We start from the raw sequence: 24,444 nt of genomic DNA, 5'->3' as shown, positions 1-24,444 counted from the left end.
GATGCATCGCCGATGGTAGTGTGGGGTTTCCCCATGTGAGAGTAGGTCATCGTCAAGATTCAAATCCAAAGCCCCTGTCTGCACTGCAGACAGGGGCTTTGTCTTTTCCGGGTTATGGCATTGGCTGGGCTGCCTGCTTGTCCAGGTAATTCCTGATAACCCGCGCACCATTGTTCAGATGCTGCTCCAGCACCCTCACTGCCTCGTCGACCAGCTTGTCACTGGCTGCATCCGCCAGTGCGTTGTGATCGTCCTGGGTCAGCTTGCCCAAGCCCATCGACGATAGATGAAAGCGCAGGAAGCGCTCTTCCTCGTTGAGCTCGTCCTCGATCAGGCGCAGTAGCTTCTGGTTCTGAGCCTTGCCGTACAGGGCCATGTGGAACAGCCGATTGAGGCGGCCGATTTCGGCGTGGCGCGTCTCGTTTTCCAATTGCCGGATGTAACCACGTGCCCGGGCGATATCTTCGGCATCGAGCAGGGGAATGGATTGGCGCAGGGCCTCGGATTCGAGCAAAACCCGCAACGCATAAGTGTCGACCGCATCTTCACCAATCAAGGGCGCCACAACCGCGCCCTTGTGCATCTCCACCTTGAGCAGTGATTGCGCTTCCAGCTGGCGCAGCGCCTCACGCACAGGCATGCGGCTGACGCCATACAAGGTCGCCAGCTCTTGTTGGCGCACGGCGGTACCGGGCGGCAGGCGACCATCGAGTATGGCGCTGCGCAAGCGTTCTTCGATCACGCCACGGGCCAGGTTTGCCGGTAGCTGTTCGCTCGCCAGCACATTGCTCAGTTTGATTTTCTCGGCCACGCGAAGTCTGCCTCGGCGACTAAAGTTGGATCCAATGACACTAGTAACAGGCAAGGGGGCTTGTCAAACCAGCGCCCCGCAATGGGGGCGAGCGAAACAAGGCCTAGAGATATGGTGGATGAAGACGACTGGCAAAGGAAGCGGCACATACAAAGCATTAACTGGAAAGTCTTGGCTCCCCGACCACCGGCGGCATGATTGCAGGATGCCATTGTTTTTTATGCTGACAGGCCGCACCATCGCTGCTTTCGACTGGTCTGAACAGGTCTTCGCATTGGCGATACCCTGGGTAATCAAATCCGCCGCGCGATGTGTCGGCCTCGCCATTTTGCTGGGCAGCTTGCTGCTGGGCGGTTTGCATGCGGATTGGGATTTTTCCCAGATCAGTCGCAAGTCACAGACCCTGTATGGCCCACTCGGTGCCGGCAAGGGCCGCATTGATGCCTGGCAAGCCATGATGGCCACGCAAAACCAAGGCTCCGAGCTACAACGCTTGCAGGCAGCCAACCTGTTTTTCAACCAGCAATTGCGCTATGTCGAAGACATCGACTTGTGGCGTGAAGTCGACTATTGGGCCACGCCCATCCAGGCCTTGATCAAGGGCGCTGGCGATTGCGAGGACTACGCCATCGCCAAGTATTTCAGCCTGCGCCGTATGGGTATCCCAAGTGAAAAGCTGCGCATCACCTACGTCAAGGCTTTGCGCCAGAATCGCGCGCACATGGTGCTGACCTATTATTCAAGCCCACAAGCCCAGCCGCTGGTACTCGATAGCCTGATGGACGCGATCAAGCCGGCCAGCCAGCGTACTGACCTCTTGCCGGTCTACGCCTTTAATGGTGAAGGCCTCTGGTTGACCGGTGCTGCGGGTAACAAGAAAGTCGGTGACACCAAGCGTTTGTCACGCTGGCAGGACCTGTTAAAGAAAATGCAGGCCGAAGGGTTCCCGGCCGAACCGGTTTACTGAAGGAGCACAGATGTCACTGTTCAAACAATTGCTGTTGGCCATTTGCCTGTTCCTGGTGGTCGCGTTCAGCGGCAGCTTCATGGTCAGCCTGGAGAGTTCACGCAGCCAGTACGTCAACCAGCTGCGCTCACATGCCCAGGACGCTGCCACGGCGCTGGCGCTCTCGTTGACGCCGAACATCGATGACCCGGCCATGGTAGAGCTCATGGTCAGTTCGATCTTTGACAGTGGCTATTATTCGAGCATCAAGGTCGTCGACCTGGCCTCGAATGCGGTGCTGGTGGAGCGTCACGCGCAGCCAGATCCTGGTGGTGTTCCTGCCTGGTTCATCCACCTGATAGGCCTCGAAGCTGCCGGCGGTGATGCCCTCGTCAGCCGAGGTTGGCAACAAGCCGCGCGGGTCGAAGTCATTAGCCACCCGATGTTCGCCATCTCCAAACTCTGGCAGAGCGCCTTGGGCAGCCTGGGCTGGCTGCTGCTCTGCGGTGCAGCGAGCGCGGTACTCGGAGCCTTGCTGTTACGTCGTCAATTGCGGCCGCTGGACTACATGGTCGAGCAGTCCCACGCCATCGCCCGCCGCGAGTTCCTCAGCCTGCCTGAGCTGCCGCGCACGCCCGAGTTGCGTCGTGTGGTACAAGCCATGAACCAGATGGTGGAGAAGCTCAAGGCCCTGTTCAACGAGCAGGCTGAGCGCAGCGAGCGGCTACGTACCGAATCGTATCAGGACAGCCTGACCGGGTTGTCCAACCGCCGTTACTTTGAAATGCAGCTCAATACCCGAGTCAGCAACCTTGAAGAAGCGAGGGCGGGTTACCTACTGTTGCTGCGTGTTCAGGACCTCACAGGGCTTAACGCCCGCTTGGGCGGCCAACGCACCGACCAGCTGTTGCAGGCGGTCGGTGTACAGCTGCAGCGTACCTGTGCCAAGTTCCCGGAGACCAAAGACCTGATTTCCCGCAGCCGTGGCGGTGAGTTCGCCGTGCTCGCCCCAGGCATGGTGCACGAAGAGGCGGTACAGCTCGCCCAGGCCCTGGAGGCCACGCTGCAGAGCCTGCACGAGACCGGCGCCACCGATGTCGACCCGGTAGCCTGTATCGGCCTTGCACCGTTCAGCCCCGGTGACGCGCCGCAAGCGCTATTGAAACTTGCCGATGAGGCCCTGGCCCGCGCTGAAAATCAGCCGACCCCCGGCTGGGTTTGCCTTGAGCAGGGTGCTGCGGCTGTTGCCGGCGATAGCCATCACGCCTGGCACACGCGGCTTAAGCAAGCCTTCGTCAAAGGTCAGTTCGAACTGTTCTTCCAACCGGTTGTGGATTGCAAGGACGTGCAGCGCGTGCTGCACTACAAAGTCATTTCACGGCTGCACGATGATGAAGGCGAGGCAGTGCCGGCCGGCCGCTTTCTGCCGTGGCTCGAGCGCTTTGGCTGGATGCCGCGGCTGGATGTGCTGGTGCTCGAAAAAGTGCTGGCGCACTTGCGTAGCCATGATCAGGTGCTTGCGCTCAACCTGTCGGCTGCGACCCTGGCCGACCCCAACGCTCTGCAGCGCATATATGAGTTGCTTGGGCAGCACTCGGCGCTGCGGTCCCGACTGGTGTTCGAGCTCGGTGAGCTACTGCCCGAGCAGGGCATGCTTGAGCAGTTGACTCGGCGCCTGCACGAGTTGGGCTTCGGGTTGGCGCTTCAGCGTTTCGGCGGCCGTTTCAGCATGATCGGCAACCTGGCGCACCTGGGCCTTGCGTACCTCAAGATCGATGGTAGCTACATCCGCAACATCGACCATGAACAGCACAAGCGCCTGTTCATTGAAACGATCCAACGTGCGGCCCACAGCATAGACGTACCGTTGATTGCCGAACGGGTCGAGACGCAAGGTGAACTACAGGTACTGGTGGAAATGGGTGTGGAAGGGATTCAGGGACGGCTGGTCGGCGAGCCCGCACCCTGGCGTTGACCCAAGCCCCATGGCCGGCAAGGCTGCGATGGGGCCGCTACAGACAGAAAAAACGTGTTCAGATCAACCCGCCTTCGTCTTCCTCTTCGATCAGGTTGTTCAAATTACCCAGCGCCTTGCGCGCCGTGGAGCGGCTGAGCAGTTTGGCCTGCGCGCCGGGCGGCAGGTCAGTGATGCTGAATACGCCTTTGGCAGTGAGCACCTCTATCAGGTCCTCCAGTACGCGAATCATGTCCAGGTCGCTCTGCTTGAGCTGCTTGAGGCTATTTTCCACCACGTCGTCGGCGAACCATCCCTGAATATCGGCATGATCGGCTGGTAAGACTTCCGTGTACTCCGCGTAGGGTGCAACTTCCACCCGCTGCAACTGCCCCTGATCATTGCGTTGCACGTAGAACATGGTCGCCATCCCCGTCACGTTGTTACCTTGATTGTCGGCACAGGCGCAGCATAGATAAAGTTACGGTGATGCGCCTGCCCACTAGTTGTTTGACTTCTCTTGCATGCTCCAGTCAATTTTCAAGGCGCAGGCGCTGAGCACCTGGGGCGTTCGATTACCGCATGGCAAACGTGTGCGACCAACGGCTTTCATATCATCTTGACACTATTTTGCCTGCGTGCTGTAGAATTGACGACCTAATCAAGCCAGCTCTGCAGGCGTCGTTTTTTTGACATTTCTTGTTCGTCAAAAAGCCGCATGTACTCGCGTGCGGCCTCTCCTCGAATCAGCTTCGATATCGAATTCAGAGTCATTGTTTTGACGAAAAGTATTCCGTTGTTGGCTATTCCCGGGTTGGATGCCGAGCATAGTCAGTTCCATGAGCACGGCCTGTATTGGTTGGCCTGTGACACCACAGAAGACGCCGCTACACTCTGCCGCCAGATCCTCGAGGCCATGCCTGAACAAGGCCGGGCATCGTTACTGGGCGATGCGCGAGCGTTACATCAGATTCTTGGCGGGCTCGCCGCGACTTGCGGGCCGGCTGAGCTGGCATTGTACGAGGCTGACGTACGGGCCATCCTGCACCTCGAGCGTGACCTGCCTCGAATAGACCTTCCTGGCCGCGTGCTGGTGGCGCTGGTGCCCACCGCTGCCTGGGACAATAGCAAAGTCGAGCGCTGGTGCCAGGCGCTGCGCCGTTCGGCAATCGCTGCCCAAGCGCTGATATTGGTGGTCAGTGAAGGGCAGAGCGCTTCGCTGGTGGAGCGTCTGCGCGCATTCAACCAGTCAATCGATGGGCTTGCCCAGCTTTACCGTGGCCAGGGCGGCGTTCGCTATTTGCAGCATTTCTGGAGCAACATGCTCGGCGTGGTGGGCACCCAGGACGTCGAGTTGGCACGTTACGACAGTGGTTTTGCGGTGGCCGGTCGCCCTCTGCCGTCGACCGACGTCGGCGGTGATGAACTGGTATGCCTGGCCCAGAGCCAAGTGCTTGAAGGCGCGCCGGCACTGTCCGAGCACTGGCAGGTTTTCGACAGCATGAGCGAGTTGGGTACCAAGGCGAGCCGTGCTGTGTCGGCAACCGTAATCTTTGCCATGGACGGTGGGCAGCGCCTTGATGTCCTGGCCCGGCAGCTTCATACCTTGCGGCAATTGCGTGGTAACGCACTGAAACTGGTGGTGCGCGAAATGGCACCTACCCTGCGTTATCAGGATGAGCAGTTACTGCTGGCTTGCGGTGCCAGCCAGATCGTCCCATTCGGCGCCAGTCTGTCGCGTTTCCTCACTATGGTCGACAGCATCCAGGGCTATGTATGGCGCCGCCACTTACCGGCTGATTTCGATGCCTTGCTAGCCCGCCTTCGACCGCTGCCCGTCTGCGGCCTGGTTGCACCCCGTGCTTTTGCCGAGGCCGTGCAGCAGATGTGGCACGGCCATCGTAACGGTGAAATCGTGCACCAGTTGCTGGTGTTGCGCCCTGTACCTGGTCTGAGCCCGCTGCAGGCGTGCTCGCGTACGCTGTTCCGCCGAGATGGCGATATTGCCTGCGTGGTCGGTGAGGTTCTTTTCCTGTTCCTGTTTGCCTGCCGCTCGGAAGGAGTCGAACAGGCGCTGGACCACATATTCCAATTGTCCTGGAAGGAACTCTTCATCAGCCAGGACCTGTTGGTAAGCGTCGACAGCCTGACGGCACCGGCTTTCCACGACGAAACCAAGCCTCAACCGCCGCTGGCTGCGTCGGTAACCTTCCCATCTGCGCAAAAGAGGGCTGCTCTGGCCCCTCGAGAGATCAAGCTGCAACAGGGGAGGACGGCATGAACTTTGCTCAATTGCTGCAGGTGATCGGCATCAGTGCGCTGGTCACCCTGGTCCTGGTGCTGTTCGTTGTACGCATACGTGCCGTGGTGCAGGGCTGGCTCAACCGCCATTTGCATCCCCGTTACCTGAAGCCGGTTGGCGTACGCCGCCGCGTAGTGCATCAGGACTCTGATCATGAATAATCCGACCGATACCGTACCTCTGGCAGCCCGTTGGCGGGGTCTGGGCGCCTGGAACTTCTATTTCCTGGCCAAGTTCCTCTTGGTAGCAGTCGGCATGTTGGACTTTCAGGCCCTGCCGAACCTGCTGTTCGCAGCGTTTCTTCTGGTGCCCTTGCCAGGAAGATGGTTGCGAGTCGGTCGTCAGGTCGTGGCGGTTCCGCTGGGCGTCGCCCTGTTCTACCACGACACGTGGCTGCCGCCATTCCGTCGCCTGCTGGAACAGCCAGGCGTCCTCGACTTTTCATGGGATTACTTGCTGGAGCTGATGGCCAGGTTCATAAACTGGAACCTGATGGGCGCCCTGGTGTTGCTGCTGGTGGGGTATCTGTTCCTGCGTCACTGGCTGCGCCTGAGCACCCTGAGCCTTGTAGGTCTGGCGTGGCTGGCGGTCGGTGGGCTACCGGCACTGAGCCCCGTTGGCAGCCAGCAGGTTGTGGCCAGCTCAGCCGCTACTGCACCTACCGCAGCGGTAGCCGACAACGCGACCCTAAATGCCTGGCTTGAGCGCTTCTTTGCCAGCGAACGCGAACGGGTAACCGCGTTTCCTGCGGTGAAGCAGGACGAGCAGCCCTTCGACTTGCTGGTAATCAATGTGTGCTCGCTGGCCTGGGACGACCTGACAGCAGTAGGCCTGCACGAGAATGCGCTGTTCTCGCGCATGGACGTGATTTTCGATCAGTTCAATTCGGCCACGTCGTACAGCGGGCCTGCCGCAATCCGAATGCTAAGGGCAAGTTGTGGTCAGTCGTCCCATTCTGGTCTGTATCAGCCGGCCCCCGAGCAGTGTCTGCTGTTCGAGAACCTGGCCAAGCTCGGTTTCCAGAGCCAGACCCTGCTCAACCATAGCGGGCGGTTCGATAACTTCATTGGCGACATCACCAGCCAGCACATGCCTCAGCCGGGCTTGAGCATCACCGATTTCCCTAGAGCGCTTGTCAGCTTTGACGGCTCGCCAATTGCCGGCGATCTGGATGTGTTGCAAGGGTGGTGGAGCAAGCGCAGGAGCTCGGACGCTCAGCATGTTTCGCTGTTTTACAACACCATCAGCCTGCATGACGGCAACCGTATCGTCACCGCTGACGGTGGCACACGCGCCGCCGACTATGCCACACGGACCAACCGCCTGTTCGGGGACTTGGGCAAGTTCCTCGACGAACTTGAAGGCAGCGGCCGTCGCGTGGTCGTAGCCATCGTTCCCGAACACGGCGCGGCCCTGCATGGCGACCGTATGCAGTTGTCCGGCATGCGTGAAATTCCTACACCTTCGATTACCCACGTGCCGGTCGGCCTCAAGTTCATCGGCATGGGCCAGCACGCTCGGGCGGAGCCCCTGAAGGTGGCATCGCCTACCAGCTTTCTTGCGTTGTCTGAACTGGTTTCTCGTGTATATGCAGGCCTGGGTGCTGGGCAGACGCTCGACCTGCCCAGCCTGCTGACCGACTTGCCGACCACTGAACGTGTATCAGAAACCTCTGGTGCCCAAGTCATCGACTTCCAGGGACGCACCTACATGCGTCTGCAAGGGCAGCCGGATTGGCAGCCTGTTCCCAAGGAAAACCCATGAAAACTGGCAAGGCTGACCCATCCGACCGCAGTGACGATATTGCCCAGCTCCGTCAGCACCTGGACATGCCTGCCTTGAGCTATCAGGACATCTCCATGATGGTCGGCGTGCAACAGGCTCTGCAGCGCTGGCCACTACTGGGCGAAAGCTGCATGGCCCGGGCCGAGGAAACCGTCCCCGCTCGCGCAGTGCCTGAGGCCCAGACGCCATGATCAGCCTGGCATTGCACGGATTGCGGGGTGGCTTGGGGCGTAGTGCGTTATTGGCCGCCCTGGGTTTCGCTTTACGTGAACTGGGTGAGCGGGTACTGCTGATCGATCTTTGTCCGGACAACCTGTTGGGGCTGCACTTCAATTTGCCCCTCGATCAGCGTAATGGCTGGGCGCGTGCGCAGGTACAAGGTCGGCCGTTCGGTGAGCCTGTGTACGAAGTGCTCGAGGGGTTGTGCCTGATGCCTTTTGGTGAGGTTGATCAAGGTCGGCTCAACGCCCTGGGTGACTGGCACACGCCCGAACTTTGGCGCCCTCGGCAAGCTGAACTGGCCGAGCATTTCGATTGGCTGCTATTGGACCTTCCCTATCCTGTCGGTGCCCAAAGCACTCGGGCCTTTGAAAGCGATATGCAGATACTGGTGGCAGAGGCGGAAATGACCAGCCATGTCTTGCTCGGTCGTCAGCAGGTCGAACAGTACGACCTCATGCTGATCAACCGTTTCGATCCTGCCAGCAGCCTGCAAAACGATGTGCTGATGGTGTGGCGTGATCAGTTCCGTAACCAGTTGCCGATGCAGTTGGTGCACCGCGACGAGGCCTTTGCCGAGGCATTTGCCTGCAAGGCGCCAGTGGGCCATTACGCGCCGCAGAGCCTGGCTTCCCGAGATGTGCAGAGCCTGGCGGTGCGTTGCCTGGCAAGGCGGCAAGCGTGAACGTGACTCCGCTTTCGGCCTACAGCTACTTTACCGCCCGGGGCACTCATCGTCCGGTCGCGATGTTGTTTACGCTGTGCGTGTGGCTGGCATTCCTGTTACTGCGCCTAGAGTCGCCGGCCTGGCAAGCGCTTTTGGCTGAGCGCCAGCGATTGTTCCCGCAATTTGTTGATAAGCGTCCAACGCTGGGCGACCCGCTACGTCTGCTGATCCAGTGCATCTGGCTGCTGCTGCGAAGTGAGCCGCAGCCGGCCAGGCTGGGCAGGCTGGCGAGCGTCTGGTCTGCTATGACAAGCCCACTACGCTGGGCATGGCAGGTGTTGCGCCAATACCGAGCCCGGTTGGCCGAAACCATGCGCCAGGTACCGATACGCTTTCGCGACAGCAGTCTGCAACGCAGTGCCGCTTCGCGCTTGCGTGGGCTAAGCGTATTTGGCCGACGGCTGTTTTATACCGTGCTCACCTCGTGCGCTGTACTTCTTGCCGTGCTCTGCGTAACAGAACCGTTCGGTTATCTGGCGCAACTGGTGTTCATTTTCCTGCTGTGGGGCATCGCGATGCTGGTGCGCTACATGCCGGGTCGCTTCCCTACGCTGATGTTGATCGTGTTGTCGACGATCATTTCCTGTCGCTACCTGTGGTGGCGTTATACCTCGACATTGAACTGGAACGACACCCTCGACCTGGTTTGCGGCGTCATCCTGCTTGCGGCGGAAACCTACTCCTGGTTCGTGCTGATCCTTGGCTACATCCAGACCTGCTGGCCGCTGCAACGCAAGCCGGCGAACCTTCCGGAAAACCCGAGCCGGTGGCCGACGGTCGACCTGATGATCCCCACCTACAACGAGGATCTGTCGGTGGTCCGTACCACCGTGCTGGCCGCCCTGGGCCTGGACTGGCCGCGGGATTGCCTGCGCATCTACATCCTTGACGATGGCCGGCGCGAGGCGTTTCGTGCCTTCGCCGACGAAGTGGGTGTAGGCTACATCGTGCGCCCGCACAACAACCACGCCAAGGCCGGCAACCTCAACCATGCGTTGGGTGTCACTGACAGCGAACTGATCGCAATTTTCGACTGCGATCATGTCCCGGTGCGTTCCTTCCTGCAGATGACGGTCGGCTGGTTCCTCAAAGACCCTAAGCTGGCGCTGGTACAGACCCCTCATCACTTCTTCTCGCCGGACCCCTTCGAACGCAATCTGGGGTCTTTCCGTCGCCGCCCCAACGAAGGCGAGTTGTTCTACGGGTTGATCCAGGACGGCAACGACATGTGGAACGCTGCCTTCTTCTGCGGTTCGTGTGCCGTGCTGCGCCGTACCGCGTTGGAAAGTATTGGCGGATTCGCCGTCGAAACGGTGACTGAAGATGCCCACACCGCGTTGCGCATGCACCGCCAAGGCTGGACCTCGGCCTACCTGAGTATCCCCCAGGCTGCGGGCCTGGCAACAGAGAGCCTGTCGGCGCACATCGGCCAACGCATTCGTTGGGCGCGTGGCATGGTGCAGATTTTCCGGACCGACAACCCCCTTTTCGGCCGGGGTCTCAGCTTGTTTCAGCGGGTTTGCTACGCCAACGCCATGCTGCACTTCCTGGCCGGCCTGCCACGGTTGATCTTCCTCACCGCGCCGCTGGCGTTCCTGTTGTTCCATGCCTACATCATCTATGCGCCTGCCTTGATGATCCTGCTCTACGTGCTGCCGCACATGATTCACGCCAGCCTCACCAACTCGCGCATGCAGGGCAAATACCGGCAAACGTTCTGGGGCGAGGTTTACGAGACCGTGCTGGCCTGGTACATCGCCCGTCCCACCACGGTTGCGTTATTTGCGCCGAAGAAAGGCACCTTCAATGTCACTGCAAAGGGTGGGTTGATGGAGCAAGGGCAGTTCGACTGGCGAATCGCCCAACCGTATCTGTTCCTCGCCGGGCTCAATGTGCTTGGGCTCGGCTTTGCCGTCTGGCGGCTGATCAATGGGCCGGTAGCCGAAATAGGCACGGTGATCGTCAGTTCACTGTGGGTGATCTACAACCTGCTGATCCTCGGCGCAGCCTGCGCGGTAGCAGCCGAAGTGCGCCAGGTGCGCCGTGCGCATCGCGTACAGATGCACCTGCCGGCTGCACTGCTGCTGGAAAGTGGGCACGGTTATCCATGCACACTGGTCGATTACTCCGATGGCGGTATCGGCCTGCAGCTGGGTGAAGGCGTGTCGCCCGCCCCCGGGGAGCGTGTACGCCTGCTGCTCAGCCGTGGCCAACGTGAATTCGCCTTCAATGCACGGGTAACCCGCATCGTCGGTCGGCATGCAGGCCTGACCTTCGAAGGCCTCAGCCAACAGCAGCAGATCGACCTGGTGCATTGCACCTTTGCCCGCGCTGATGCCTGGCTGGGGTGGCAGGACAAACATGAGGTCGACCGCCCGCTACGCAGCCTGGTCGACGTGCTCAAACTCGGCGGCGTCGGCTATATGCGCTTGATCGAGCACGCACCAGGCTGGCTTCGCGAACGGTTGCAGCCGGCGCTTGATCTGGCGCGCTGGCTGGGCAGCTACATGCCCCGCACTCCGCGACCTACTCCATCCACGAACCTTCTTGACCGAGACGCATGATGACTCGTTATCCCGCGCGCACCTGGAGTCTGGCGATGGCACTGCTTGCCTCCCTGTTCCAGCATGCAGCCGTCGCCGATGTAGCCCCGCTTGCCCCGTCGGCCGAGCCACTGGTGCCCAGTTGGCCCGTGACCCGGACTTTCGAACAGCTTGGCCAAGCGTCCGATAGCCTGCTGCTTGGGGTACGCAACAGTGAGAACGTAGAGTTCGGCTTGCGCAGAGATCGCCTGGCGACCGAAGCCGTTCTGCAATTGGACTACACCCCTTCGCCGGCCTTGCTGCCAAACCTTTCCCACCTGCGCGTGTACCTCAACGATGAGTTGATGGGTGTGGTGCCGGTGGAAAAGGATCAGCTCGGTCAGCGTGTGCGGCGGCAGTTGCCTTTGGACCCGAAGCTGATCAGCGATTTCAACAGGGTCCGCCTGGAGTTCGTCGGGCACTACACCGATATCTGTGAAGACCCGGCGCACAGCGGCCTGTGGCTGAATCTCAACCGCAAGAGCCAGGTCCAGCTCCGTCAGCAACCGCTGGCCCTGGAAAATGACCTGGCCTATTTCCCGCTGCCGTTCTTCGATCCGCGTGATACCGGCAAACTTGAGCTGCCGGTCGTTTTCGCTGACGCGCCGACCCTTGGCGAGCAGCGCGCGGCTGCCATTCTCTCGTCCTATTTCGGTAGCAAGGCGGGTTGGCGCAAAGCGAGCTTCCCGGTGTCGTTCAACAGCCTGCCAAATAGCGGCGACAAGCCTACGCCGGCCATTGTCTTCGCCACCAACGAGCGTCGCCCGTCATTCCTTGCCGACCTGGAAAAGTTCCCGAAGGTCGACGGCCCGGTGGTGCAGTTGATCAATCACCCTACCGATCGCTGGAGCAAATTGCTGCTGGTGCTCGGTCGCAATGACGAGGACCTGGTCAAGGCCGCGTCGGCGCTGGCTGTTGGCAGTGACCTGTTCCGCGGGCCGCAGGTCAAAGTCGAACAGATGACCACCTTACAGCCGCGCAAGCCCTACGATGCGCCTAACTGGACGCGTACTGACCGGCCGGTGCGTTTCTCAGAGTTGCTCGATTACCCCGAGCAGCTTCAGGTAAGCGGCCTGCAGCCGCGACCGATCACTCTCGATGTTAACTTGCCCCCGGATCTGTTCGTCTGGCGCAACCAGGGTATTCCGCTGCAGACCCTTTACCGCTACACCCCACCGGCAGTCACAGACGAGTCGCGCCTGAGCATCAGCGTCAATGATCAATACATCACCAGCATGCCGCTGGTGGGTAACGACCGCCGCGGTGGCACGCTCGAAGAAATGCGTTTGAATGTGCTGTCCACCGACAGCACAGCGTTGACCGAACAGGCTCTAGTGCCCGCCCTGAAAATCGGTGCACGCAATCGACTGCGTTTTGATTTCAGCTTCGCCAGCACACTGGGCAGCGCCCAGCGCGACCATTGCCAGACGTCCCTGCCGGTGGATGTGCGGGCCGCTATCGACGAAAACTCGACCATCGACCTGTCCGGCTATCACCATTACATGGCCATGCCTGATCTGCGTGCCTTCGCCCGAAGCGGCTTCCCTTACAGCCGTATGGCCGATCTGTCCGACACTGTGATCGTGGTACCGGGCACGCCGACGCAGATGCAGGTCGGTACGCTGCTGGACGTGGTCGCCAGCCTGGCCGGGCAAATCGGTTACCCAGCCCTGAATGTGCGCCTGACCGACAACTGGAAGCAAGCTGCGGACGCTGATGCCGACTTGCTCTTGATCGGCAGCCTGCCTGAAGGCCTGCACGATGCCCCGGACCTTGGGTTGTTGCTCAATCGACAGCGTGACTGGATGGTACAGGGCAAGGCACTGGAGTCGCCGGGCAGTCAGCGCTTCAATTCCGCCTCGGTGGCCGCCAACAGTCGCGTCACGGTCAGCGCACAGGCGCCGATTGCCGCCATCACGGGCCTGAAGTCGCCATTCCACGAGCAGCGTAGCGTCGTCGCTCTGCTGGCCAGTTCCGATGCCGAGTACGCATTGCTGCGCGATGTGCTGGCGGACTCCGGCAAGCTGGAAGCGGTGGCCGGCTCCGTCGCCTTGGTGCGCAGCAGCGGCGTCAGTAGCCAGTTCGTCGGTGAGCATTACTTTGTCGGCCAACTGCCATGGTGGTTGCTGTTGTGGTTCCACCTTTCCGATTACCCCGCGCTGATCGCGGTGCTTGCCACCGTGAGCGTATTGCTTTTCGCCTTCCTGTTGTGGCGTGCGCTGCGTTGGGCAGGGCGTCGTCGCCTGGGTGAGGCCGATTGAACATGCGCCAGCTGTTGGCATTGTTGGTGGCATTGTGGATGCCCGCTGTTACGGCCGCTTCGCCAGCGTGCCCGTGGCCGGCGTGGGAGCGATTCAAGGCCCGACAGATCAGTGAGGACGGGCGGGTGATCGATCGCAGTGATGAGCGACTGGTTACTACGTCCGAGGGGCAGAGTTATGCGCTGTTCTTCGCTTTGGTCGGTAATGACCGCGATGGCTTCGCGAAGTTACTGCACTGGACCAGCAACAACCTGGCCCAAGGGGACCTTTCACGCCATCTTCCGGCGTGGCAGTGGGGGCGCAGCCAGCAGCAATGGAAGGTGCTGGACAGCAACAACGCCAGTGACGCTGATGCCTGGATCGCCTATAGCCTGCTCGAAGCCGGGCGGCTGTGGGACGAGCCAGGCTATGCCCGGTTGGGCCAGCAGATGCTCTGGCGCATTGCCGCCCAGACCGTACGCAAGTTGCCTGGCCTGGGCGTGATGCTGCTGCCCGGTGACTACGGCTTTGAAGACAGTCGCGGTTGGCGGCTTAACCCAAGCTACCTGCCACCCCAGTTGTTTGACCGCTTCGCCCTGGTAGACCCTTTGTGGGCCGAGATGGCAGGCAATGTCCGCCGCCTCTGGTTACAGGCGTCGCCTAAGGGCTTCGCTCCGGACTGGTTGTTGTGGACACCTGCAGCCGGCATCGAAGGCGACCCTGAGCATGGCAGTGCCGGTGACTATGACGCCATCCGCGTATACCTGTGGCTGGGCATGCTGGCCCGTGGGGCGGCGCTGCGCGATGAGTTGCTGCGTCACTTTGCACCGATGGTCGAGCTGACCACGCGTGGCGGCCAGCCGCCGGAAAGCGTCGATGCTCGCACCGGTAAAGCAATCGGTCATGGCCCCATAGGCTTCTCTGCGGCACTTTTACCGCTTCTGGCCAGTACTGTTGACGGTCATGGCGCCCTTGAGGTGCAACGTAAAAAGCTGCGCGACCAACCCGTCGAGGCGCAGGGGTATTACGACCACGTGCTGTCCATGTTCGGCCGAGGTTGGGATGAGGACCGTTATCGCTTCGACAACGATGGCCGTCTGCTGCCTGCCTGGAGTGCACCATGTTCCGAATGATCGGCGTGCTGACGCTGGCTGCACTCTCTTGCGCTGTGGCTGCGCAACCCAAGGATCGTGATGGGCAGCGCCAATGGCTGCTCGAGCAGGTGCGCATCGGCGAGGCGTTGCACCGTGACGACCTGATCCACAACGCGCTGGCCAGGCTGCGGCTGCTGGAGCCACGCAACCCCGATGCCTTGCTGGCGGCCTTGAGCCTGGCCCTGCGTGAGCAGAAGCCTCAGGAAGCCGAGCAGCTGCGCGCACGAATCGCCGAAGTCGCGCCGGGCAGCCTTCAGGACCGACAAGCCCGACGTCTGCTGCAACTGCAACAACCAGAGATGGCGCAGCGTCTGCAACAAGCTCGTCTTCTGGCGGTAACCGGGCGCTACGACGAGGCACTGTTGGCCTATGACCAACTGTTCGCCGGCGAGCCGCCCAGCCTGGACATGGCACTGGACTATTGGCGGGTGCGGGGCAATCTGGCCGGACAGCGCCCGGAAGCAGTCCGGCAGTTACAGCAGCTCGATAGCCAGTACCCAGGCAACGCAGGCCTGCGCCAGACGTTGGCCAGCTGGTTGTTCAGCGAAGGGCGCGACAGCGAGGCCCTGGCTGTGCTCGATCAGTTGTCGCGTGACCCCACGGCACGCGATGCCGCGGCGCAGCGCGAGTTCGACTATCTGTCCGAGCAACCGGTAAGTGCCAGCAGCGTTGCTGCCTGGCAGGCCTTCGCACAGCGCTATCCCGCTTCGCCACTGCTGCCGCTGGCCGGCGAAAACCTCAAGCAGCAGCGTACCCTGGTCGCCGACCCTGCCTGGCAGGCGGGGCAACGCGGCAAGGCGTTGCTGGAACAGGGGAGCAATGTCCAGGCCGAGGCGCAGCTGCGTCTTGCCCTGCGTCGCTATGCAAATGATGCCAGCCTGCACGGTGCGCTTGGCGTTGCGCTGATGCGCCAGCGCCGTTATGCGCAAGCGAACGAATCTTTTCATCAGGCCGTTGCCATTGAGCAGAGCACCCGCCTGATGAGCAAATGGAAAGACCTCCAAGCCTCCAGCCAGTATTGGGGGATGCTGCAAAAAGCCGACAGCGCGCTGGAGAAGCAGGACCTGCGCGTCGCTCGCTCGCTTTACCAGCAGGCGCGCCAGCAGCGCCCCGAAGATGAGTTCGCCTTGCTCGGGCTGGCCGATGTGTCGTTTGCCGAAGGCGACATGGCTGGCGCCGAACGGCAGTACCTGCAAGTGCGGCGCATGTTGCCCGACAATGAAAGCGCAGTGCGCGGCTTGATGCGGATATACCAGGCGCAATCGACAGACAAGGCGCAAGCGTATCTGGACAGCTTGCCAGCAGCTCAGCAGGCTCAATTCGCCAGCCTGCGCCGCAGCCTGCAGCTCGGTCGCCTGCGTGAGCAGGGTGACGCTGCGTTGCAACGCGAGGATTGGGCCACCGCCAGCCGCGTTCTGGAGCAGGCTGCCGAACTGGCCCCCGATGAGCCATGGCTGGTCTATCAGCTGGCCAGCAGCCTGCGCCGACAGGGGCGTAACGCCGAGGCAGATGCCGCGTTCGCCAACGTGCTGAAAAGCCAGCCAGCGGACCCGGCCACGCGCTATGCCCATGGCCTGTATCTGGAGTCCAGTGACCGTGATCTTCTGGCCTTGGACACCTTGCGTGCCGTGCCCGAAGGCGCCTGGACCGACGACATGCGCACCTTGGACAAGCGCGTGCGTCGGCGCATGACCTTGGCTCAGGCTCAGCGCCTGCAGGAGCAGGGCCGTACGGCTGAGGCAACAGCGGTACTGGAAGCCGGCCTGGCCCATGGCGAGGGAGATCCCGACGACCTCTTGTTGATGGCGGACTGGGCGGCAGAGCGGGGCGATAGCAGCAAGGCGCGTGGTTACTATCAGCGGGTGCTTGAGGTCCAACCCCAGCGTCCCGAGGCCCGGCTCGGCATCATGCAAAGCTGGATTGCCGAAGGCGACCTGGAGCGTGTGCGGCAGGCGCTGGCCGCACAACCGCTGCAACTGACGGATCAGCAGAGCGACGCGCAGCAGCGTCTGGCTGCAGTCTGGGTGGCGCTGGGGGAAAAGGACAAAGCGTCCAGGCTGCTTGACCATATTGCCTCGCAGCAGCCCCAGCCCGACCCCTTGCTACGCCGGGATGCTGCCCGGCTGGTGGCTGCCAATGACCCGCAGCGGGCGCTGGACCTTTACGCGGCGGCGATGGCCGATGCGCAGTTGCTCGACCGCTCGGCGCTGTCACCGCGTGATGACCGCGCAATGACACTGGCTAGCCGCGCCAATGACGCCGATGACTGGCTGCTGCGCAGCCTGCGCAGTGACGTCGATGAGTTGTATCGCCAGCGCAATACCAACGTGACCCTCATGCATGATTACGGTTGGCGCAAAAGCGACGGTACCCCAGGTATTTCCAGGTTGAGTACTCAGTCGACCCTGCTGCACGTCGACACCCCTTGGGACGACGGCAGGGCCTTCGCGCGCCTGGAGCGCATTGGCATGGATGCCGGCTCGTTCGACTTGAATGACGCAGGCCAACACAACGAAGATTTCGGCTCTTGCCAGTTCAGTCTTCGCGGAACCACTCAAGGCTGTTCAGGCGGTTCGCAACGTGCCAATGGCGGCGTTCTGGCTGCGGGCTGGCAGAATGCTCGTTGGGGCTTTGACCTGGGTACTACCCAAGGTTACGAGGTCAACAACTGGCTGGGTGGTGCAATCCTCAATGGTGACCTAGGGCAGGTCGGTTGGTCGCTGTCCGCCTCGCGCCGGCCAATGAGCAACTCGCTGCTTTCGTTTGGAGGCACTCGCGACCCCAACACGCATATCCGCTGGGGCGGTGTGACGGCTAACGGTACAACGCTTGGCTTGAGCTGGGACCAGGGCGGTGATCACGGCGTCTGGGCGAGCCTGGGCCACCACTGGCTGCGCGGTGAGAATGTCGCCGACAATCAGCGCACTCGCATCATGGCGGGTTACTACTACCGCGCGGTGGAAAAGGCGGACGAGCGCATGCGCGTTGGCCTGACACTGATGCGTTGGAATTATGACAAAGATCTGGGCGGCTACAGCCTTGGCCAAGGCGGGTATTACAGCCCGGAGCGCTACGAATCGATCGGTCTACCCGTCAGTTATGCCTGGCGCAACTACGATTGGTCGCTCCTGCTGGAAGGCTCAGTCAGTTGGTCCCGTGCACATAGCGGCAGCAACCGTCTTTACCCAGACTCCGGCGTCAATCGCATGCTGCTTGAGCATTTCAATGCTGTCTCGGACAGCAGTGATACCAACATCAATGAGATGACCGACGCCAGCGAAAGCACAGGGTTGGGTTATCGAGTGCGTGGAGCGTTGGAGCGGCGCCTGAATGATCGCTGGGCACTAGGTGGTGCTTTCGACTGGCAGCACAGTGATGACTATGCACCGAGCCATGCCGTGTTCTATGTGCGTTATATGTTCGAGCCATGGCGGGGCAACCTGGCGTTGCCTGTGACATCGTTGGAGCCCTATAGCGAGTGGCGTTGACGGGCGCGTGGCGCCCGCTCGGCGGCAGTGAGCTGGTTCATATGATTATTCGATAAAGGTATTTAAATTATCCCTTTTATGACTTTATAGTCGATCCCACTGCGTACCCGTCGACCAATCGATGCGCCGCACGACTTGAACCCACACGGCTAAACCCCGTGCGTTTCTGATCGTTGCGCGTCATCGAAGTCGCGCACTGCGTGGGAGTGAAAAATGTCCGTCGCCTCGAACGCCTTGTCGTCCAACCACAGCGCTCAGCCGCAAACCTTTGAAATCCGCCCGTTCTCGGGTGCCGTTGGCGCCGAGATCATCGGCCTGGACCTGGCAAAACCGGTCAACGCCGAGGACTTCAGCCTTATTCATCACGCCCACCTCGAGCACCATGTACTGGTGCTGCGCGACCAGCGCATCAGCCCTGAACAGCAGATCGCCTTCAGCCGCCGCTTCGGCCAACTGCAGATCCATGTGCTAAAGCAGTTTCTGCTCAAAGGCCACCCCGAGATCCTGATCGTCTCCAACATCATCGAGAACGGCCACAACATCGGCCTGGGCGATGCCGGCAAATTCTGGCATTCGGACCTGTCATACAAGGAACTCCCAAGCCTGGGTTCCATGCTGCACGCCCAGGAGTTGCCCAGCGAAGGTGGCGACACCCTGTTCGCCGACATGCACAAGGCCTGGGACGCGGTACCCCAAGCGCTGCGCAAGCAGGTCGAGGGCCGCAGTGCCGCTCACTCCTACACCGCCCGTTATGCCGAGACCAAGTTCGAAGGCAGCTGGCGCCCGACCCTTAGCGCCGAGCAGCTTGCACAGGTGCAGGAAGTGGTCCATCCGGTGGTGCGAACCCACCCGGAAAACGGCCGCAAGGCACTGTTCGTCAGCGAAGGGTTCACTACCCGGATTGTCGGCCTGCCGGATGATGAAAGTCGCGACGTGCTGCAGCAGCTTTATGCCCTGAGCGTGCTCGAACAGAACATCTACCGCCACCAATGGCAGGCACACGACCTGGTGTTCTGGGACAACCGCTCGCTGATCCACCTCGCCACAGGCTGCCCGGCGCACCTGCGACGCAAACTTTTCCGTACCACCATCCAGGGCGATGCCCCGTTCTGACGACTGAGGAAACCATCATGCGCAAATCCATCAGCCGCCTGGCGGCAAGTATCTCCCTGGGTGCAAGCTTGGTCGTGGGCAGCCTTGCGGCCCCCACGGTGGCCCATGCCGAAGGCCAGATCCGCATTGCCGAGCAGTTCGGCATTGTCTATCTGCTGCTCAATGTGGTGCGTGATCAGCAACTGATTGAAAAGCACGGCAAGGAGCAGGGTATCGACATCGACGTCGACTGGGCCCAGCTATCCGGGGGTGCTGCGATCAACGACGCGCTGTTGTCCGGCGCGGTGGACATCGCCGGTGCCGGCGTTGGGCCGTTGCTGACGGTATGGGACCGCACCAAAGGCCGGCAGAACGTCAAGGCGGTGGCCTCGCTGGGCAACTTTCCGTACTACCTGGTCAGCAGCAACCCGAACGTGAAGACCATCGCCGACATTTCCGGCAAGGACCGCATTGCCGTGCCGGCCGTGGGCGTCTCGGTGCAATCGCGCTTCCTGCAGTACGCCGCTGCCCAGCAGTGGGGCGAGAAGGATTACAACCGCCTCGACAAGTACACCCTGGCCGTACCGCACCCAGATGCCACCGCTGCGTTGCTGGCTGGCGGCACCGAGCTCAACGGGCACTTCTCCAACCCGCCGTTCCAGGACCAGGCACTGGCCAACAAGGACGTGCACGTGGTGCTCAACAGCTATGACCTGCTCGGCCCCAACTCGCCGACCGTGCTGTTTGCCACCGAGAAATTCCGCAACGACAACCCCAAGACCTACAAGGCGTTCGTCGATGCCCTGGCCGAGGCGGCGGACTTTGCCCAGAAGCACAAGGCGGCGGCTGCCGATACCTATATCCGCGTCACCAAGGCCAAGATTGACCGCGATGTGCTGATCAAGCTGATCGACAACCCCCAGTACGAGTTCACCGTAACGCCGAAGAACACCTACAAGCTGGCCGAATTCCTCTACCGGGTAGGCGCCATCAAGCACAAGCCTGAGTCGTGGAAGGATTACTTCTTCCAGGATGAACGCCCACTGCAGGGGAGCTGACCGACCATGACCGCCCCATTGCCAGGCCACACGGCCAGCAACCTTAGCCGTGTGGCTACACCGCCGTTGCTCAAGGTGGATAACCTGAGCCTCGAATACCGTACCGCGCAGCGCGTGGTGCGGGCCACCCATCAGGTCAGCTTCGAAGTCGACCGTGCCGACCGTTTTGTCTTGCTGGGCCCCTCGGGGTGTGGCAAGTCCACGCTGCTCAAGGCCGTAGCCGGGTTCATCAGCCCACAGCAAGGGCAGATCCTGCTGCAGGGCCAGCCGGTCATCGGCCCTGGCCCCGATCGCATCGTGGTGTTCCAGGAGTTCGACCAGCTGCCGCCGTGGAAGACGGTGAAGCAGAACGTCATGTTCCCGCTGCTCGTTTCTGGCCAGCTCAAGCGCGCCGAGGCCGAAGACCGAGCGTTGCATTACCTAGACAAGGTTGGCCTGGCGGCTTTTGCCGACGCTTATCCGCATACCCTGTCGGGCGGCATGAAAGCGCGCGTGGCAATTGCTCGTGCACTGGCCACGCAACCGAAGATCCTGTTGATGGATGAGCCGTTCGCCGCACTCGATGCGCTTACCCGGCGCAAGATGCAGGAAGAGTTGCTGTTGCTGTGGGAGGAGGTGCGCTTCACCTTGTTGTTCGTCACCCATTCCATCGAGGAGGCGCTGGTAGTGGGTAACCGCATCCTGGCGCTGTCACCCCATCCGGGGCGGGTACGGGCCGAGGTGCACAGCCATCAGTACGACCTTGGCAGCCTCGGCGCCAGTGACTTTCAGGCCAGCGCCCGGCGCATCCATCGGCTGTTGTTCGACCAGGCCGATGCCCCCGAGCAGGCCGAATACCTGGGCTTCAACGACATCCGCATTGCCTACTGACAGGAGCTTGAGCCATGACCACTACACCTGTACGTCAGGAATACGAGGTGCAGCTGGAGCCGCTGCTCAGTGTGCCTCTGGAACGCAACCTGCCGCTGGCCCAGCGCCTGTGGCAGCAAGGCTGGTTACGCAAGGCGGTGATCCTTGTGGTGATCGCAACACTGTGGGAGGCCATTGCCCGCTACCAGGGCAATGACCTGCTGCTACCGAGCTTTTTGCAGACTGCCGCGGCGCTGTGGGACGGCCTGCGCAGCGGCGAGCTGCCGGCCAAAGTCGGCGTGTCGCTGGTAATCCTGCTCAAGGGCTACCTGACGGGCATCGTCCTGGCATTCGGCCTTACCAGCCTTGCGGTATCGACCCAGCTTGGGCGCGATCTGCTGGGCACGCTGACCTCGATGTTCAACCCACTGCCGGCGATTGCCCTGCTGCCGCTGGCCCTGCTGTGGTTCGGGCTGGGTGATAACAGCCTGATCTTCGTGCTGGTGCACTCGGTGCTTTGGGCGCTGGCGCTGAATACCTACGCGGGTTTTCTTGGCGTTTCTGAAACCTTGCGCATGGCTGGGCGCAACTATGGCCTCAAAGGGCTGCGGCTGGTGCTGCACATCCTGGTACCCGCGGCACTGCCGTCGATCCTGTCGGGGTTGAAAATCGGCTGGGCATTTGCCTGGCGCACGCTGATCGCCGCCGAGCTGGTGTTCGGCGCGAGCAGCGGCAAGGGCGGGTTGGGTTGGTACATCTTCCAGAACCGCAACGAGCTGTATACCGACAAGGTTTTTGCCGGGTTGGCGGTGGTGATCCTGATCGGGCTGCTGGTCGAGGGGTTGGTGTTCAATACCCTGGAACGGGTGACCGTGCGGCGCTGGGGGATGCAGCGCTAACGGTATGGCCTGAGGGGGCCCTATTGCCGGACAGCTAGCGTGCGGTCATGACCCTGACCCTGAAAAGCCCTCATACATTCGCAAACAAAATTATCAGAAAACTGTAGGAAAGTTCTGTGTTTGGTCTCGATCTCCAGAGAACTGTTGCGACTGCCTTTTCGCGCGCCTAGCCTGTTTCGCTCATTCGTTTACAAGGAACAGTATCCATGGCTTTCGATGCTTACATTCAAATCGCTGAAATCGCTGGCGAAGCGAAGGACGAGCAATACCGCAACTGGATCGAGATACTCGGCTATACGTTCGGCACCAGCCAAAGCGCCTCCGCCACTGCAAGTTCCGCAGGCGGCGCTACTTCCGGGCGCACCACTCTGAGCAACCTCACCTTCACCAAGTACCTCGACAACGCCAGCTGCAAACTACTGGAGGCCAGTTGCGCCGGGCAGCACCTGAAGGAGGTCAGGCTGGTGGTCTGCCGTGCCGGTGGTGACAAGCTTAAATACTACGAAGTGGTGCTCGAAGAAGTGATCATCGCCGACTACGCACACAGCGCCCACGGCGGCGTACCGACTGAAATCATTCAGCTCGACTACGGCCGTATCAAGGCCACGTACACCCGGCAGCAACGCGCCGACGGCCATGGCGGCGGCAATTTGACCGGAGGCTGGGACCGGATTGCCAACAAGAAGTTTTCGTGAGGATCGATCATGTCCGAGGTACTCAGCTTTATAAATCCCAAGGCGCAGAATTATGCGACCCTGAAGAACGGAACGCCGATGAACGCCAACCAGCAGGCCAAGTTCGATGTGCTGAATGCTCATATCTTCAATTCGGTCGTCTTTGCCGGCGAACTGGTGATCGTCGGTGATCCTAGTACACCCTCTTGCACGAGCCATGAAGCCTTTCTCATGGGCAAGGCGGCAGGCATCCACCATGACATCGTGTTCAATGGCGGTGGTGTCGATAGGTTCATGCTGGATAACTTCGAGATGCTGCAGAATCTGCTGGCCCATGCGTCGATGGGGGTAGGGGCAGCAAGCGATGGCTGGGCCAGGCATCTGGAGGCGATCAAGAAGACGCTGGAACAGATCGAGCAACTGCACCGCGTGCATATGAGTGGAGGTGCGCTCAGGGCACGGGAAGAGTTCTACGCAAAACGTGCGGCGCTATTCAGCACGTTAGATGAACAGCTTGGGAAAACCGCCGCCTATGGTTCTGGTCTACGAAATCAGGGATCGATCAAGCGGATGGGCGGTCTCAGTGACCAAGTGCAACACCCGAGGTAAGGTGCTGCATGACTACTCACTACACCCACTTGACCATCGAAGAGCGCGTAACGCTAATGATCATGCGTATGCAAGGCGCCTCGCTGCGAGCCATCGCCCAAGTTCTTGGGCGCCAACCCAGCACGCTGAGTCGAGAGGTGCGGCGCCAGTCGCAGCCTGGGCACTATGACGCCAGCACTGCCGGTGCTCGAGCCCGTGCCCTCAGACACGTCCCGAGGCGCAGCAAGCTTCTTGCCCCTGGTTCTGAACTGTTCCAGGTCGTACACAGCATGTTGGCCAAGGGCTGGTCTCCTCAGCAAATTGCCGCCAGACTCAAGGACTACTGGCCTGATAATCCTGAGCGGCATGTGAGTCACGAAACGATCTACCTGACAATCTATGCATACCCACGCGGCGAGCTTAAGCGTCAACTCATTGGTTACCTGCGCCAGGGCGGCAGCAAGCGGCGTACTCGCAGCACTGCGCCAGCTCGGCGCGAGCGCTATCCAGCTGAACAGAATATTCGCTACCGACCTCAAGAGGTCGAAGGTCGACAAGTGCCAGGTCATTGGGAAAGCGACCTGATCATGGGCGCGAACAATCGCTCGGCAGTAGCGACGATGGTCGAGCGCACAAGCCGTTTCGTGATCCTGGCCAAGTTGGATGCGCCCACCGCAGACGCCGCGCTAGAGGGGATGACGCGAGAACTTTCGCGGATGGCACCGGCGCTGCTGAAAACCATGACCCATGACCAAGGCAGCGAGATGGCCAAGCATCAAGAGCTGACAGATCGTACGGGAATGAAGATCTACTTCGCTGACCCGCACAGCCCTTGGCAAAGAGGCAGCAACGAGAACACGAACGGCCTGCTCCGGCAGTACTTACCCAAGGGCACCGATTTGTCGCTGGTTAGCCAGGAGCGGCTGGACGAGATTGCCGACTTGCTCAACACCCGACCTCGTCAGACATTGGGCTGGAAATTCCCTGTTGAAGTGTTGACGGATCATCTGCAACTGCTGGCAACCAATCGGCTCAACATTATCAACTGACTGTTGCACTTGGAACCTGAGGCCGCC

19 protein-coding genes and 1 pseudogene are annotated in these 24,444 nt (G+C 60.9%); 18 read left to right on the top strand and 2 right to left on the bottom strand.

What is annotated here, in order from left to right; translation table 11 throughout:
• Nucleotides 1-112: 112 nt before the first annotated feature.
• Nucleotides 113-811: a GntR family transcriptional regulator gene (locus BLX42_RS23910; protein WP_046788330.1), complete on the bottom strand. Its 699-nt coding sequence runs from the start codon at nt 809-811 to the stop codon at nt 113-115.
• A gap of 205 nt (nt 812-1,016) precedes the next feature.
• Between BLX42_RS23910 and lapG the strand changes: the two genes are divergently transcribed.
• Both lapG and lapD read left to right on the top strand, forming a co-directional pair.
• Nucleotides 1,017-1,778: a cysteine protease LapG gene (lapG, locus tag BLX42_RS23905; RefSeq protein WP_177010683.1), complete on the top strand. Its 762-nt coding sequence runs from the start codon at nt 1,017-1,019 to the stop codon at nt 1,776-1,778.
• Nucleotides 1,779-1,788: 10 nt separating this feature from the next.
• The gene (lapD, locus tag BLX42_RS23900) at nt 1,789-3,732 is read left to right on the top strand and encodes a cyclic di-GMP receptor LapD (RefSeq protein WP_161872802.1); all 1,944 of its coding nucleotides are present in this window, start codon (nt 1,789-1,791) and stop codon (nt 3,730-3,732) included.
• A gap of 58 nt (nt 3,733-3,790) precedes the next feature.
• Here lapD and BLX42_RS23895 read toward each other — a convergent pair whose 3' ends face one another.
• A complete protein-coding gene (locus BLX42_RS23895) occupies nt 3,791-4,132 on the bottom strand; it encodes a hypothetical protein (RefSeq protein ID WP_046788351.1) in 342 nt (113 codons plus the stop codon).
• 369 nt (nt 4,133-4,501) lie between these two features.
• Here BLX42_RS23895 and bcsE point away from each other — a divergent pair, with 369 nt between their 5' ends.
• From bcsE to BLX42_RS23815, 16 genes and pseudogenes are all read left to right on the top strand, one after another.
• The gene (gene bcsE / locus BLX42_RS23890) at nt 4,502-5,992 is read left to right on the top strand and encodes a cellulose biosynthesis protein BcsE (RefSeq protein WP_046788352.1); all 1,491 of its coding nucleotides are present in this window, start codon (nt 4,502-4,504) and stop codon (nt 5,990-5,992) included.
• Nucleotides 5,989-6,174 carry a cellulose biosynthesis protein BcsF gene (gene bcsF, locus BLX42_RS23885; protein ID WP_046788332.1) on the top strand — a complete coding sequence of 62 codons (186 nt, stop codon included), beginning with the start codon at nt 5,989-5,991 and terminating at the stop codon, nt 6,172-6,174. Before bcsE ends, bcsF begins: the two co-directional genes overlap by 4 nt.
• The gene (bcsG, locus tag BLX42_RS23880; RefSeq protein WP_046788333.1) at nt 6,167-7,777 is read left to right on the top strand and encodes a cellulose biosynthesis protein BcsG; all 1,611 of its coding nucleotides are present in this window, start codon (nt 6,167-6,169) and stop codon (nt 7,775-7,777) included. The genes bcsF and bcsG overlap by 8 nt, the downstream gene beginning before the upstream one ends.
• Nucleotides 7,774-7,989, top strand: a complete 216-nt coding sequence (bcsR, locus tag BLX42_RS23875; protein WP_046788334.1) for a cellulose biosynthesis protein BcsR — start codon at nt 7,774-7,776, stop codon at nt 7,987-7,989. The genes bcsG and bcsR overlap by 4 nt, the downstream gene beginning before the upstream one ends.
• A complete protein-coding gene (gene bcsQ / locus BLX42_RS23870) occupies nt 7,986-8,702 on the top strand; it encodes a cellulose biosynthesis protein BcsQ (protein WP_046788335.1) in 717 nt (238 codons plus the stop codon). Before bcsR ends, bcsQ begins: the two co-directional genes overlap by 4 nt.
• Nucleotides 8,699-11,308: a UDP-forming cellulose synthase catalytic subunit gene (gene bcsA, locus BLX42_RS23865; protein WP_161872801.1), complete on the top strand. Its 2,610-nt coding sequence runs from the start codon at nt 8,699-8,701 to the stop codon at nt 11,306-11,308. Before bcsQ ends, bcsA begins: the two co-directional genes overlap by 4 nt.
• Nucleotides 11,308-13,587, top strand: a complete 2,280-nt coding sequence (gene bcsB / locus BLX42_RS23860; RefSeq protein ID WP_178110745.1) for a cellulose biosynthesis cyclic di-GMP-binding regulatory protein BcsB — start codon at nt 11,308-11,310, stop codon at nt 13,585-13,587. The genes bcsA and bcsB overlap by 1 nt, the downstream gene beginning before the upstream one ends.
• A gap of 2 nt (nt 13,588-13,589) precedes the next feature.
• On the top strand, nt 13,590-14,699 hold the full coding sequence (bcsZ, locus tag BLX42_RS23855; RefSeq protein WP_161872799.1) for a cellulose synthase complex periplasmic endoglucanase BcsZ: 1,110 nt from the start codon (nt 13,590-13,592) through the stop codon (nt 14,697-14,699).
• Nucleotides 14,687-18,208 (top strand): cellulose synthase complex outer membrane protein BcsC, encoded by a 3,522-nt coding sequence (gene bcsC / locus BLX42_RS23850; RefSeq protein WP_046788339.1) that lies wholly within the window; start codon nt 14,687-14,689, stop codon nt 18,206-18,208. The genes bcsZ and bcsC overlap by 13 nt, the downstream gene beginning before the upstream one ends.
• Nucleotides 18,209-18,421: 213 nt before the next feature.
• On the top strand, nt 18,422-19,321 hold the full coding sequence (locus BLX42_RS23845; RefSeq protein WP_161872798.1) for a TauD/TfdA family dioxygenase: 900 nt from the start codon (nt 18,422-18,424) through the stop codon (nt 19,319-19,321).
• Nucleotides 19,322-19,338: 17 nt separating this feature from the next.
• Nucleotides 19,339-20,358 (top strand): ABC transporter substrate-binding protein, encoded by a 1,020-nt coding sequence (locus BLX42_RS23840; RefSeq protein WP_161872797.1) that lies wholly within the window; start codon nt 19,339-19,341, stop codon nt 20,356-20,358.
• A 6-nt stretch (nt 20,359-20,364) separates the two neighbouring features.
• Complete coding sequence (locus BLX42_RS23835) at nt 20,365-21,228, top strand: ABC transporter ATP-binding protein (RefSeq protein ID WP_161872796.1); 864 nt, start codon at nt 20,365-20,367, stop codon at nt 21,226-21,228.
• A 14-nt stretch (nt 21,229-21,242) separates the two neighbouring features.
• Nucleotides 21,243-22,106, top strand: coding sequence for an ABC transporter permease (locus BLX42_RS23830; RefSeq protein ID WP_161872795.1), 864 nt, complete (start codon nt 21,243-21,245; stop codon nt 22,104-22,106).
• Nucleotides 22,107-22,312: 206 nt separating this feature from the next.
• Nucleotides 22,313-22,801 carry a type VI secretion system tube protein Hcp gene (locus BLX42_RS23825; protein ID WP_161872794.1) on the top strand — a complete coding sequence of 163 codons (489 nt, stop codon included), beginning with the start codon at nt 22,313-22,315 and terminating at the stop codon, nt 22,799-22,801.
• A gap of 9 nt (nt 22,802-22,810) precedes the next feature.
• Nucleotides 22,811-23,365: pseudogene (locus BLX42_RS23820) on the top strand (hypothetical protein); the annotation flags it as partial.
• Nucleotides 23,366-23,397: 32 nt separating this feature from the next.
• The gene (locus tag BLX42_RS23815; protein ID WP_161872785.1) at nt 23,398-24,417 is read left to right on the top strand and encodes an IS30 family transposase; all 1,020 of its coding nucleotides are present in this window, start codon (nt 23,398-23,400) and stop codon (nt 24,415-24,417) included.
• Nucleotides 24,418-24,444: the final 27 nt, after the last annotated feature.

The organism is Pseudomonas sp. SG-MS2 (assembly GCF_009933855.1).
Classification (GTDB): Bacteria; Pseudomonadota; Gammaproteobacteria; order Pseudomonadales; family Pseudomonadaceae; genus Aquipseudomonas; species Aquipseudomonas putida_E.
The sequence above is the reverse complement of the archived record's forward strand: the minus strand, read 5'-3'. Positions and strand labels throughout refer to the sequence as shown.

Bases quoted from the DNA above. Each gene is read 5' to 3' on its own strand.
- bcsC (WP_046788339.1), top strand. From the start codon at position 14,687: ATGTTCCGAATGATCGGCGTGCTGACGCTGGCTGCACTCTCTTGCGCT.
- BLX42_RS23830 (WP_161872795.1), top strand. From the start codon at position 21,243: ATGACCACTACACCTGTACGTCAGGAATACGAGGTGCAGCTGGAGCCG.
- bcsQ (WP_046788335.1), top strand. From the start codon at position 7,986: ATGATCAGCCTGGCATTGCACGGATTGCGGGGTGGCTTGGGGCGTAGT.
- BLX42_RS23825 (WP_161872794.1), top strand. From the start codon at position 22,313: ATGGCTTTCGATGCTTACATTCAAATCGCTGAAATCGCTGGCGAAGCG.
- bcsF (WP_046788332.1), top strand. From the start codon at position 5,989: ATGAACTTTGCTCAATTGCTGCAGGTGATCGGCATCAGTGCGCTGGTC.
- bcsR (WP_046788334.1), top strand. From the start codon at position 7,774: ATGAAAACTGGCAAGGCTGACCCATCCGACCGCAGTGACGATATTGCC.
- BLX42_RS23895 (WP_046788351.1), bottom strand. From the start codon at position 4,132: ATGTTCTACGTGCAACGCAATGATCAGGGGCAGTTGCAGCGGGTGGAA.
- lapD (WP_161872802.1), top strand. From the start codon at position 1,789: ATGTCACTGTTCAAACAATTGCTGTTGGCCATTTGCCTGTTCCTGGTG.
- bcsZ (WP_161872799.1), top strand. From the start codon at position 13,590: ATGCGCCAGCTGTTGGCATTGTTGGTGGCATTGTGGATGCCCGCTGTT.
- BLX42_RS23840 (WP_161872797.1), top strand. From the start codon at position 19,339: ATGCGCAAATCCATCAGCCGCCTGGCGGCAAGTATCTCCCTGGGTGCA.
- BLX42_RS23845 (WP_161872798.1), top strand. From the start codon at position 18,422: ATGTCCGTCGCCTCGAACGCCTTGTCGTCCAACCACAGCGCTCAGCCG.
- lapG (WP_177010683.1), top strand. From the start codon at position 1,017: ATGCCATTGTTTTTTATGCTGACAGGCCGCACCATCGCTGCTTTCGAC.
- BLX42_RS23815 (WP_161872785.1), top strand. From the start codon at position 23,398: ATGACTACTCACTACACCCACTTGACCATCGAAGAGCGCGTAACGCTA.
- bcsB (WP_178110745.1), top strand. From the start codon at position 11,308: ATGACTCGTTATCCCGCGCGCACCTGGAGTCTGGCGATGGCACTGCTT.
- bcsG (WP_046788333.1), top strand. From the start codon at position 6,167: ATGAATAATCCGACCGATACCGTACCTCTGGCAGCCCGTTGGCGGGGT.
- BLX42_RS23835 (WP_161872796.1), top strand. From the start codon at position 20,365: ATGACCGCCCCATTGCCAGGCCACACGGCCAGCAACCTTAGCCGTGTG.